This window comes from Pseudomonas amygdali (assembly GCF_002699855.1).
Lineage (GTDB): Bacteria > Pseudomonadota > Gammaproteobacteria > Pseudomonadales > Pseudomonadaceae > Aquipseudomonas > Aquipseudomonas amygdali.
In genome coordinates this window covers 39226-50786 of the sequence record NZ_LKBW01000035.1, presented here as the reverse complement: position 1 = coordinate 50786, position 11561 = coordinate 39226, and the positions used below count along the sequence as shown (strand labels likewise).

Sequence of the window (11561 nt, the reverse complement as noted above, 5' to 3'; positions counted from 1 at the left end):
TGCCCGCAGGGCGTGGGAGCGGACTTGTCCGCAAAGAGGATGCTTCAGACGACGTATTTTCGGCGATCATACTGGCTCTTTCGCGGACAAGTCCGCTCCCACGGCCTTGACTATCTGATCTGATCAACTGATTCCGATCCTGAGTGGTATACCTGCCGTACTCCCCCCTAAAACCCTGATCGGTTATCCTTGCGCCTCGTCTCGCAAAACCGGAACTTGCCATGACCCCTGCCCGTTTCCTTGCACCGTTGAGCCTTGCGCTGCTGACGGCGTGCGCGCAAACACCGAAAAACATCGTGTCCATCGAGGCTGAAAACGACTGCCCACTGACGCTCCAGAGCGGACAGACGCTGATCCTCACCCTGCCCAGCAACCCGACAACCGGCTTTCGCTGGCTGACCCAAAACCCGGCGCAGAACATCCTGCGCAGCCTCGGGCCGGAAGTGTATGCCAACGCCGAGAGCAAGGAGATGGTCGGCAGCGGCGGGCAGTCAGTCTGGCGCTACAAGGCAACCGACGCAGGGACCGGGCGACTGGTGATGACCTACCAGCAGCCGTGGGCTCCGGAAGTAGCGCCGGAGCAGACTTTCGAATGCGCAATCACGGTGAACTGACCGTTTGCCCGCGGCTTGTCCGAAGGCACGCGCTGCACCATGCATCACGGCGACAACTTGGCTAGAATGCCCGCTTTTCAAAGCCTTCGCCGGAACCGCCGTGAGCAAAGAAACCGACCGCATTTTCGCCCAGCCACTGGCCCAGGTACCTGACTTCGCCTTCAACGAAGACGTGGTGCGGGTCTTCCCGGACATGATCAAACGCTCGGTGCCCGGCTATCCGACGATTGTCGAAAACCTCGGCGTACTTGCCGCGCAGTTCGCCCAGCCGGAAACCGTACTTTACGACCTTGGCAGTTCGCTGGGTGCCGTGACTCAAGCCTTGCGTCGCCATGTACGCAGCGAAGGCTGTGAAGTCATTGCGATAGATAACTCCAGTGCGATGGTCGAGCGCTGCCGTGAGTACCTCAATGCGCAGAACTCCATGTTTCAGGAGCTGTTGCCGGTGCAGGTCATCGAAGGTGACATTCTGGCGCTGGAGTTCAAGCCCGCGTCGGTGGTCGCGCTTAACTTCACCCTGCAATTCATTGCCCCCGAGCAGCGCCTGACATTGCTCGGGCGCATTCGTGATGCGCTGGTGCCAGGCGGCGCGTTGATCCTTTCGGAGAAACTGCGTTTTGATGACGAACAGGAGCATGCGCTGCTGACGGATCTGCACATCGCTTTCAAGCGCGCCAACGGCTACAGCGATCTGGAAATTGCCCAGAAGCGCAGTGCCATCGAAAACGTGATGAAGCCCGACAGCCTGGAAGAACATCGCCAACGTCTGCTCGCCGCCGGTTTTTCCAAGGTGGTGCCCTGGTTTCAATGCCTTAACTTCACCTCGTTGATTGCCCTGCCATGATTGATCTCGCTCCTCTTGTCCGCCGTCTGGCGGGAACCCCTCTGGCTGATTGGGCAAACGGCTTGCAAGCCCAGCTTGATACGAAAATGGCCAAGGGTCATGGTGACTTGCAGCGCTGGCAAAGTGCGCTGGATGCGCTTCCAGACCTGCAACCCGAGCGAATCGATCTGCTCGATAGCTTTACCCTGCAAGCCGAGTGCAACGGCGAAACCCGAACCGTGCTGCGCAAGGCGTTATTAGGCCTGTCGCCTTGGCGCAAAGGGCCGTTCAATGTGTTCGGCGTACATATCGACACCGAATGGCGCTCGGACTGGAAGTGGTCACGGGTATCGCCGCATCTGGACCTGAAGGGCAAACGGGTTCTGGATGTTGGTTGCGGCAACGGCTATTACCAGTGGCGCATGCTCGGTGCCGGGGCTGACAGCGTGATTGGTGTTGACCCCAACTGGCTGTTCTTCTGCCAGTTTCAGGCCATGCAGCGCTACCTGCCTGACCTTCCTGCCTGGCATCTGCCCTTCGCACTTGAGGACTTGCCAGCCAACCTGGAAGGCTTCGATACCGTGTTCTCAATGGGCGTGCTGTATCACCGCAAATCGCCCATCGACCATTTGCTGGCCTTGAAAGACTGCCTGGTAAAAGGCGGCGAGCTGGTGATGGAAACGCTGGTAGTGCCTGGCGATGTTCATCAGGTGCTGGTGCCGGAAGACCGTTACGCACAGATGCGCAACGTCTGGTTCCTGCCGTCGGTCCCCGCGCTGGAGCTGTGGATGCGCCGCGCAGGCTTCACCGATGTGCGCTGCGTCGACGTCAGCCATACGACGATCGAGGAACAGCGCAGCACCGAATGGATGCGCTTCCAGTCACTGAGCGACTATCTGGACCCTGCCGATCACAGCAAGACCGTCGAAGGCTTGCCAGCGCCGATGCGCGCTGTGATTGTGGGGCGCAAGCCTTGATCAGGACGACTACCGAGCGGCCGCCACGACCAGCGCTTTCATTTCTGCCACCGCCGCTTTGAACCCTACGAACAGAGCATGAGCCACCAACGCGTGGCCGATGTTCAGTTCGTTGATGCCCTTGATCGCGGCGACTGCTTCGACGTTATGATAATGCAGGCCGTGACCGGCGTTGACGATCAGGCCCTGAGCTACGCCGAACGCTACTCCATCGGCTATTCGCTGCAGTTCTTCGGCGACTTCAGTCGGGGTCTGAGCATCGGCATAGCGACCGGTATGCAGTTCAATGGCTGGCGCACCGACGCGCTTTGAAGCGGCGATCTGGCGCTCATCGGCGTCGATAAACAACGAGACCTCGCAGCCGATTTTCGCCAGCCGCTCGACCGCTGCCTTGATCCGCGCTTCCTGGCCCGCGACGTCCAGCCCGCCTTCGGTAGTCAGCTCCTGACGTGTCTCCGGCACCAGGCAGATATGCGCAGGACGAATGCGCTCGGCAAATGCGAGCATTTCCTCGGTCACGCCCATCTCGAAGTTCATGCGAGTCTGCAGCACGTCCTTGAGCAGCAGGACGTCGCGCTCCTGAATATGCCGACGGTCTTCACGCAGGTGAACGGTGATGCCGTCGGCACCTGCCTCTTCGGCGTCCAGGGCAGCCTTGACCGGGTCCGGGTAGCGCGTGCCACGGGCCTGACGCAAGGTGGCTACATGGTCGATGTTCACGCCGAGAAAGATGCGAGTGCTTTGGGTCACGGTTGTCTCCAGAAAAATGGGCGAGCTGGTCGAAGCAGGCTGTAGAGAATAAAGCCTGATCAAGGCTTGCGAAACAGTTCACGACTGACAAGTGGGCGGCCGCCCAGATGCACAGCCAGCGCCTGACGCATCAGACGCTTGGCAGCAGACAACGCACCAGGGACGCTCCATTCCGCTTCGGACATGGCCAGCAATTCTGCGCCTTGAAACAGGCCGGGCTGAAGCAGATAAACACGCTCAAGCCCGGCATCCACTTGCAGGCGGTACATGCCATCAATTGCCAGCGGCTCGCCGTTGATGTCGGCGTCCATCGCAAAGCCGTAGCCCAGATCATCCAGCAACCGCCATTCGAACGAACGCAGCAACGGTTCCAGCGGACGGCCCAGTGCGAGGGCCAGCAATGTGGCGGCGTAATGTTCGAATACAGCTGGATGCGGATCTTCGGCAGGCAACAGGCGAATCAGCAGTTCGTTGAGGTACATGCCGCTGAACAGCGCCTCGCCGGTCATCCAGGTAGCAACGCCTGCGCTCTCCATGCACCCGACATTCTTTAGTTCGCCACGCCCTCGAAACTCGACTTCAAGGGGCACGAACGGACGCGCCAGCGAGCCTGCCTTGCCTTTGGCACTGCGCAGCACGGCACGTAGCCGCCCTTGGGGCGTGAGGAAATCGACCAGCGCGCTGTTTTCGCGATACGCACGGCTGTGGAGCACATAAGCAGGTTGGCCGGTGGGCGCGCTCATCAGGCTGGCTCGAAAAAGAAGTGTTCGCCCAACCGCAGAAGGGTCAGGCGAAAGGGCAGCTTAGAGGTCGCCGTAGCCGAGCGAGCGAAGGGCGCGCTCGTCATCGGACCAGCCACCTTTGACCTTGACCCACAGGTTAAGCATGACTTTGGAGTCGAACAGCAGCTCCATGTCGCGACGCGCATCACTGCCGATGCGCTTGATACGGTCGCCCTTGTCGCCAATGATGATTTTTTTCTGGCCGTCACGCTCGACGAGAATCAGCGCATGGATATGCAGGGTGCGGCCCTGCTGCTTGAACTCTTCGATCTCGACGGTGATCTGGTACGGAAGCTCGGCACCCAACTGACGCATGATCTTCTCGCGAACCAGCTCGGCAGCCAGAAAGCGGCTGCTGCGATCAGTGATCTGATCTTCCGGGAAGAAGTGATCATTCTCGGGCAGGTGCGAGGCAATCAGGCTTTCCAGCGCTTCCAGGTTGTGGCCATGCTGCGCGGAGATAGGCACGATGGACGCATTCGGCAGTTGGCCTTGCAGCCACTCCAGGTGCGGCATCAGATCGCTCTTGTCTTCAATGCGATCGGTTTTGTTGATCGCCAGAATGACCGGGCCTTGCACGTACTGAACACGCTCCAGAACCATCTGGTCTTCGTCGGTCCAGCGGGTGCGATCCACGACGAAGATCACCACGTCGACGTCTTTCAACGCAGCCGAAGCAGTCTTGTTCATGTAGCGGTTGAGCGCTTTCTCGCCATTCTTGTGCATGCCGGGAGTGTCGACATAGATCGCCTGGACGGCACCCTCGGTTTTGATTCCGAGCATGTTGTGACGCGTGGTCTGCGGCTTGCGCGAGGTGATCGCCAGCTTTTGACCCAGAATATGGTTGAGCAGCGTGGACTTGCCTACATTGGGACGGCCGACAATGGCAACATAGCCACAGCGTGTTGCGGTTGTATCATTCATGACCGTTCTCCACGCCCAGGGCAATAAGTGCTGCTGCTGCGGCTACCTGTTCGGCAATCCGGCGGCTGACACCCTGTCCTCGGCTTTTTTCATTCAATAGGTTGATCTCGCATTCGACGAAAAACGTCCGGCAATGCGGTTCACCCTGGATATCCACCACCTCGTAACGCGGCAGTTCGCAGGCCCGCGACTGGAGAAATTCCTGCAGTCGGGTCTTGGGGTCCTTGTTGGTGTCTACCAGCGTCAGGCTGTCGAACTCGGTCGTCAGCCAGGCCAGAACGCGCTCGCGCGCAGCCTCCATGCCAGCGTCCAGGTAGATCGCCCCGATCAGCGCTTCAAGGGCGTCGGCGAGAATCGACTCGCGACGGAAACCACCGCTTTTCAGCTCGCCGGAACCCAGACGAAGGTACTCGCCCAGATCGAAACCACGGGCCAGCAACGCCAGGGTTTCACCCTTCACCAGGCGCGCACGCAAGCGCGACAACTGGCCTTCGCGGGCCTGAGGGAAGCGTTCGAACAACGCCTCGCCCGCCACGAAGTTGAGAATGGCATCGCCGAGAAATTCCAGACGCTCGTTGTTGCGACCGGCAAAACTGCGATGGGTCAGGGCCAGGACCATCAGTTCCTGATCCTTGAAGGTATAGCCGAGCTGACGCTCAAGGCGGCTCAAGGATACGCTCACGGTTTACCCACACTGAATTGCTTGTCGAACTTCATCACCAGATCGATGTTCTGGAACCACGGTTCACGCTGCTCATAGTTCAAATGAGCCTTGAACGCATTGTTCTCCACCGTCACTTTCAACGCCTTGTTCAAATCTATATCCCGAATGCTGTTGACCTGCATGTTCTTACCGACATAACCGTAGAAATCGTCGACCGTGGTAATGTCCAGGGCCTGATTGGTGTCGACCGTTTCGATGATTTTCTTCATCGTCATATAGTCGAGGTAATGCGGGACCAGCTTGAAGGCCGTGCTCGTCGCGAACGCGACAAGCGCCAGCACCAACAGCCATCCCACTAGCGAAAAACCTTTTTGAGAAGTAGAGAACGTCATGTTCGACTTCAACCTCGAGAGTTCACTGCCTGCCCGACCGGGTCGACTCAGGGTTTAGAGGCGTTTCCAGTCAGCCCAAATGACATACGGCGCTGCTCCAGGCAGCGCCGCATCGATTACTTGATCAACCCTACGCGTGCAAAACTAGGGAAGTGGCTCAATTTCGGCTCCGGCCAGCTCATCCAGACGGCGAACGCCTTGCCTACGATGTTCTTGTCCGGGACCATGCCCAGTTCGTCCTTGGGAATATTGGGATCATCCCAGTAACGGCTGTCATTCGAGTTGTCGCGGTTGTCGCCCATCATGAAGTAGTGCGCAGCAGGCACTGTCCATTCACTGTCAGGCGGCGCGCGGTATCGGCTCATTTCCTGACGGATCTGATGTTCGACTGCGCCCAGTTGTTCTTCGTACAGTTCTGCACTGCCCAGTGTACCGGGCTCGGCGCCGATCAGTTTCTTGGCAACCAGCTCACCGTTGATGAACAACCGCTTGTCGCTGGTATAGCGAATGCGATCACCCGGCAGACCGACGACACGCTTGATGTAGTTGACGCTTGGGTCGCTTGGGTAACGGAACACCATCACATCGCCACGCTGCGGATCACCGAGCTGGATGACCTTCTGATCCAGTACCGGCAGGCGGATGCCATACGCGAACTTGTTGACCAGAATGAAATCACCCACATCCAGCGTCGGCTTCATGGAGCCCGAAGGAATCTGGAACGGCTCTACCAGAAACGAACGAAGCACCAGCACGATAAACAACACCGGAAAGAACGATTTGCCGTACTCAACCAGCAAAGGCTCTTTGTTCAAGCGCTCTACGACAGCAATGTCAGGTTCGCCGACACTTCCCTGATAGTTCGAAATGGCAGCCCGGCGACGAGGCGCCAGGATGACCAGATCAATCAGTGCAAGCACGCCACAGACGAACACAGCGATGACCAACAACAGCGGAAAATTTAGTGACATAGGACCTGACTATTCCAACCTGAGCACTGCGAGGAAGGCTTCCTGTGGAATTTCCACGTTGCCGACCTGCTTCATGCGTTTTTTACCGGCCTTTTGCTTCTCCAGCAATTTACGTTTGCGGCTGACGTCGCCGCCGTAGCATTTGGCCAGTACGTTCTTTCTAAGCGCCTTGACGGTTGTCCGGGCCACGATCTGACCGCCAATGGCGGCCTGAATTGCCACGTCGAACATTTGTCGAGGGATCAGCTCTTTCATCTTCTCGGTCAACGCACGCCCTTTGTAATGAGCGTTGTCGCGGTGAACGATCAATGCCAGGGCATCGACCTTCTCGGCGTTGATCAGAACGTCGAGCTTGACCAGGTTGGCCGACTGGTAACGATCAAAATGATAATCCAGCGAAGCATAACCGCGGCTGACAGACTTGAGACGATCGAAGAAGTCCAGAACCACTTCGTTCATCGGCAAATCGTAGCTCACCTGAACCTGGGTGCCGAGGAACAGCATGTCGTGCTGCACGCCACGTTTTTCGATGCACAACGTAATGACGTTGCCCAGGTGCTCCTGCGGCACAAGAATATTTGCGCGAACGATAGGCTCGCGCATGTCTTCGATGGCCGACACGTCAGGCAATTTGGACGCGTTATCGACATAAATCGTTTCGCCGGTCTTCAGCAACAGCTCGAAGATTACGGTTGGCGCAGTGGTGATCAGGTCGAGATTGTATTCACGCTCAAGACGCTCCTGGATGATCTCCATGTGGAGCATGCCGAGGAAGCCACAACGGAAGCCAAAGCCCAGTGCATCGGAGCTTTCCGGCAGGTATTGCAGCGAAGAGTCATTCAGCGTCAGCTTTTGCAGGGCTTCACGGAAGTCTTCGAAATCGTCCGAGCTGACCGGGAACAGGCCGGCGTATACCTGAGGCTGGATACGCTTGAAGCCGGGCAGCACGTCAACATCGGGCGTGGTGCTCAGGGTCAGGGTGTCACCGACCGGCGCGCCATGAATGTCCTTGATACCGGCAATGATAAAGCCCACTTCGCCGGCTTTCAGATCAACGGTTGCCGTGTGCTTGGGGTTGAACACCCCAACGCTGTCGACCAGATGCAGCTTGCCGGTGGACTTGACGAGGATCTTGTCGCCTTTCTTGACGCGACCGTGGCGCACGCGCACCAGAGACACGACGCCCAGGTAGTTGTCGAACCAGGAGTCGATGATCAACGCTTGCAGCGGATCTTCGATGTTGCCGGTCGGTGCGGGAATGGTTGCTACCAGACGCTCGAGGACCTCGTCCACACCCATACCGCTCTTGGCGCTGCACGCCACGGCATCAGTGGCGTCGATACCGATGATCTTCTCGATCTCTTCCTTGACGCGGTCCGGATCGGCCTGCGGCAAGTCCATTTTGTTCAATACCGGCATGACCTCAAGGCCCTGCTCGATGGCGGTGTAGCAGTTGGCGACCGATTGAGCCTCGACGCCCTGCCCTGCATCGACCACCAGCAACGCACCTTCGCACGCAGCCAGAGAACGGCTGACTTCATAGGTGAAGTCGACGTGCCCCGGGGTGTCAATGAAGTTCAACTGGTAGGTGATACCGTCTTTGGCCTTGTAATACAGGGTAACGCTATGGGCCTTGATGGTGATCCCGCGCTCGCGCTCAAGATCCATGGAGTCGAGCACCTGGGCTTCCATTTCGCGCTCGGACAGGCCGCCGCACATTTGAATGAAGCGGTCGGCCAGCGTCGACTTGCCATGGTCAATGTGGGCGATGATGGAGAAATTGCGGATATGACTCAAATCACTCACGGATCAACACTCAAAAAGGTTGCAGGCAGATTGCCCGCCGAAAAATAGCCGGGAATTGTACCTGAACTAAGCAAGAGGCGTCACGCTTACAGGCACCCGGATAGACGCAAGGGAAACAAACATGCACAAAAAAGGGTGGCCGTAGCCACCCTTCCCGGTCAAACCGCCCTGTTACTCGGACAGCTTGAAGGTGATGAAGGTCGCACGGCCCTGACGCAGAACGCGCATCGAGACAGAGCGATCCTTGGGCAGGCTTTTCGCCACCTCAGTGAACTGCTTACTGGACGTAATCGCCTGATTGTTCAGGTGAGTGATCACATCCCCCGGTTGCAGGCCAATCAGCGAAGCCGGACCACCTGTAACTTCCTTGATGGCCACACCGCCCTTGAGGTCCAGGGATTTCTTCTGCTCGGCAGTCAGTTCGATCACTGACACGCCCAGACGGTTGCTGCTGCGTTCGGCGCCTGTGCCAGCAACATCGCCCATTTCCTGACCTTCATCAGGCAGCGCGCCAACAGTGACCGTCAGTTTCTGACGCTTGCCGTCGCGAATCACTTCTAGTTCTGCTTTGCTACCGTCTTTGAGGTTGCCTATCAAGTGCGGCAGGTCAGCCGACATGATGATTGGCTGGCCGTTGGCACTCAGAATTACGTCACCGACCTGCAGACCACCCTTGGCAGCCGGGCCATCTTCAAGCACCTGGGCAACCAGTGCACCGGCAGGCTTGTCCAGACCAAACGATTCGGCAAGGTCCTTGTTCACTTCCTGAATAACCACACCCAGCCAGCCACGGCTGACTTTGCCGCTGGCCTTGAGCTGGTTGGCCACATCCATGGCGACGTCAATCGGAATCGCGAACGACAGCCCCATGAAACCACCGGAACGGGTAAATATCTGCGAGTTGATCCCGACTACCTCACCCGCCATGTTGAACAGTGGGCCACCCGAATTACCCGGGTTGATGGCAACGTCCGTCTGAATGAACGGCACATATGTGTCGTTTGGCAGACTACGACCCTTGGCGCTGACAATGCCTTTGGTCACGGAGTGATCGAAGCCGAATGGCGAGCCGATCGCCAGCACCCACTCACCCACCTTGAGCGTGTTGGAGTTGCCCAGTTTCGCTGTAGGGAGGTCCTTGCCGTCAATTTTCAGAACCGCAACGTCGGTGCGCGAGTCGGTACCGATCAGCTTGGCTTTCAACTCGCTGCGATCAGAAAGGCGCACAAGAATCTCGTCGGCACCGTCGATCACATGATTATTGGTCAGAATGTAACCATCGGGGGAAATGATAAAGCCCGAGCCCAGTGACTGGGCTTCGCGCTGACGATCACCCTTGCCGGCTCCCGGCGGACGCGACCCTGGCGGCATGCTGCGCTCAAGAAATTCGCGCAGCATGGGCGGCAAGCCTTCCAGGTCAGGCATCTGCTGATTGGCTATGGCGCGATCAGGCAGTTTCTGGCGCGTACTGATATTCACCACTGCTGGCGAGGCCTGCTCGACCAGCCCGGTAAAATCCGGCAGGTTCTCGGCTTGAGCCGTAGCAACCTGGCCGAGCATGAGCACAGCGGCAATCAGTGAAAAGTAGGACTTCATGCGTGGTATCGACATATAGCTCCCGTTGGTAACGAGCAAAAAATTAAGCAGTACAAGCAACTGACTCAAAGACCTCAAGCAGCGATGCTCATCTCTGGATCAGCGACATGGCCTCTGGAAACGACAAAAGGCCAAAGCTGCGAGGCTGTGACCTATAGAAAAAAACCAGAGTTTTTGCAACGTGCAAACCTCACCAAACATCTCAGTACCTGCGCCCAGGCCAGGTTGAATGCGCCCTGGCGACTCTTGAAACCCAGGATGAAAATTTTTACATCCTGGAATTCGTGACTTCAAATGTTTATTTTTTGGCTGGAGATTCGTCGTTACGCATCGACAAGGCTATACGCTCGGCGGTGCCCATCGGTATTTCTCCGACGACCGTCACCATCATATCGCCCTGCGGTGTTGTGAGACGACGCGAGACCGCCACTGTCGGGCCTAGCTGAGTGCGAATATCCGAAGATGCCCCGCCTTTCACTGCCTCGATGAACACTGAAAAACGCGCCAGACCGTCGCCATACATCAGATGGGTAACGGAGGATTGCGTGGAGGAGTCCTTGCGCACACCACTGCTGCTGACTTCGAAACCAGGCGGCAACCAATCAGAATGCCATGCCACAGAACTTATGGACGGCTCAGGCTTGGCTTTCAACACAGACACGGGCTTGCAGTCGGCGCTAGTGTTGAGCATTTGCTCAGACAGAACGCCGACGGTATCGAGATCGGTAAACTGGAAACGTTCGAGCAGTTGCCCCTTCTCGCTCAACAGAAGCGACTTGAGCACAAGACCGGTTTCGTTATCCAAGTGAAGTTCAAGGCCGTATCGATGCTGGTCCTTGGGGGACAGCGCAACGATAGTTGCCTGACGACCGGCCACTCTGGATTTTCCGACAATTTTTATGTCGTACCAGGCGGAAAGTCTTTTGACATCGAATGCGCGGGCAGATGAGTCGGCCGGATTGGCCACACCCGCTTCAAGCGTGCCGCTGACGCACTGTGTAAGCCCGTCAACACGCAGAACTTCCTGAGCAGAGCCATCAAGCTGCAACAAACGCTCCTGAACATGCCCATCCGCTATGCGGTGCCAGATTCGATGGGTAGAAAAACTACCATTGCGTTCGTATACAAAGGTGCCTTGATAGCTCTGCTGCTGATCAACCTTGGCAAGACGATTGATTGCGTCTTGCGCATCATCAGCCTGTACCGGGAGGGCAAGCCATCCACCAAGCAGTAATGGCAGTAGAGGGACGGCTCGCATGATC

General features: G+C 57.5%; 12 protein-coding genes. 3 read left to right on the top strand and 9 right to left on the bottom strand.

Annotated elements, in window-relative coordinates; all coding sequences use genetic code 11:
• Positions 1-221: 221 nt before the first annotated feature.
• The 3 genes from AO277_RS04320 to cmoB all read left to right on the top strand — a co-directional run bounded on the left by AO277_RS04320 (position 222) and on the right by cmoB (position 2414).
• Positions 222-614: a protease inhibitor I42 family protein gene (locus tag AO277_RS04320; RefSeq protein ID WP_002554900.1), complete on the top strand. Its 393-nt coding sequence runs from the start codon at positions 222-224 to the stop codon at positions 612-614.
• Positions 615-714: 100 nt separating this feature from the next.
• Positions 715-1458 carry a carboxy-S-adenosyl-L-methionine synthase CmoA gene (gene cmoA, locus AO277_RS04315; protein ID WP_044317872.1) on the top strand — a complete coding sequence of 248 codons (744 nt, stop codon included), beginning with the start codon at positions 715-717 and terminating at the stop codon, positions 1456-1458.
• On the top strand, positions 1455-2414 hold the full coding sequence (gene cmoB, locus AO277_RS04310) for a tRNA 5-methoxyuridine(34)/uridine 5-oxyacetic acid(34) synthase CmoB (protein WP_002554902.1): 960 nt from the start codon (positions 1455-1457) through the stop codon (positions 2412-2414). The genes cmoA and cmoB overlap by 4 nt, the downstream gene beginning before the upstream one ends.
• Positions 2415-2423: 9 nt before the next feature.
• Here cmoB and pdxJ read toward each other — a convergent pair whose 3' ends face one another.
• From pdxJ to AO277_RS04265, 9 genes are all read right to left on the bottom strand, one after another.
• The gene (gene pdxJ / locus AO277_RS04305; RefSeq protein WP_044317871.1) at positions 2424-3164 is read right to left on the bottom strand and encodes a pyridoxine 5'-phosphate synthase; all 741 of its coding nucleotides are present in this window, start codon (positions 3162-3164) and stop codon (positions 2424-2426) included.
• A 59-nt stretch (positions 3165-3223) separates the two neighbouring features.
• Positions 3224-3907 (bottom strand): DNA repair protein RecO, encoded by a 684-nt coding sequence (gene recO / locus AO277_RS04300; protein WP_044317870.1) that lies wholly within the window; start codon positions 3905-3907, stop codon positions 3224-3226.
• A gap of 60 nt (positions 3908-3967) precedes the next feature.
• Entirely contained in the window at positions 3968-4870 is a 903-nt protein-coding gene (gene era, locus AO277_RS04295; RefSeq protein WP_003363707.1) for a GTPase Era, read from the bottom strand.
• The gene (gene rnc / locus AO277_RS04290; protein WP_002554906.1) at positions 4863-5552 is read right to left on the bottom strand and encodes a ribonuclease III; all 690 of its coding nucleotides are present in this window, start codon (positions 5550-5552) and stop codon (positions 4863-4865) included. Before rnc ends, era begins: the two co-directional genes overlap by 8 nt.
• Positions 5549-5926, bottom strand: coding sequence for a DUF4845 domain-containing protein (locus AO277_RS04285; RefSeq protein ID WP_002554907.1), 378 nt, complete (start codon positions 5924-5926; stop codon positions 5549-5551). Before AO277_RS04285 ends, rnc begins: the two co-directional genes overlap by 4 nt.
• A gap of 116 nt (positions 5927-6042) precedes the next feature.
• Positions 6043-6897 carry a signal peptidase I gene (lepB, locus tag AO277_RS04280; RefSeq protein WP_044317869.1) on the bottom strand — a complete coding sequence of 285 codons (855 nt, stop codon included), beginning with the start codon at positions 6895-6897 and terminating at the stop codon, positions 6043-6045.
• A 9-nt stretch (positions 6898-6906) separates the two neighbouring features.
• A complete protein-coding gene (lepA, locus tag AO277_RS04275) occupies positions 6907-8703 on the bottom strand; it encodes a translation elongation factor 4 (RefSeq protein WP_044317868.1) in 1797 nt (598 codons plus the stop codon).
• 171 nt (positions 8704-8874) lie between these two features.
• A complete protein-coding gene (locus tag AO277_RS04270; RefSeq protein WP_223216152.1) occupies positions 8875-10299 on the bottom strand; it encodes a DegQ family serine endoprotease in 1425 nt (474 codons plus the stop codon).
• 298 nt (positions 10300-10597) lie between these two features.
• Positions 10598-11557 (bottom strand): MucB/RseB C-terminal domain-containing protein, encoded by a 960-nt coding sequence (locus AO277_RS04265; protein ID WP_044317867.1) that lies wholly within the window; start codon positions 11555-11557, stop codon positions 10598-10600.
• Positions 11558-11561: the final 4 nt, after the last annotated feature.

Coding starts and splice junctions, on each gene's coding strand:
- AO277_RS04320 (WP_002554900.1), top strand. CDS start 222: ATGACCCCTGCCCGTTTCCTTGCACCGTTGAGCCTTGCGCTGCTGACG.
- cmoB (WP_002554902.1), top strand. CDS start 1,455: ATGATTGATCTCGCTCCTCTTGTCCGCCGTCTGGCGGGAACCCCTCTG.
- recO (WP_044317870.1), bottom strand. CDS start 3,907: ATGAGCGCGCCCACCGGCCAACCTGCTTATGTGCTCCACAGCCGTGCG.
- era (WP_003363707.1), bottom strand. CDS start 4,870: ATGAATGATACAACCGCAACACGCTGTGGCTATGTTGCCATTGTCGGC.
- AO277_RS04285 (WP_002554907.1), bottom strand. CDS start 5,926: ATGACGTTCTCTACTTCTCAAAAAGGTTTTTCGCTAGTGGGATGGCTG.
- lepB (WP_044317869.1), bottom strand. CDS start 6,897: ATGTCACTAAATTTTCCGCTGTTGTTGGTCATCGCTGTGTTCGTCTGT.
- AO277_RS04270 (WP_223216152.1), bottom strand. CDS start 10,299: ATGAAGTCCTACTTTTCACTGATTGCCGCTGTGCTCATGCTCGGCCAG.
- AO277_RS04265 (WP_044317867.1), bottom strand. CDS start 11,557: ATGCGAGCCGTCCCTCTACTGCCATTACTGCTTGGTGGATGGCTTGCC.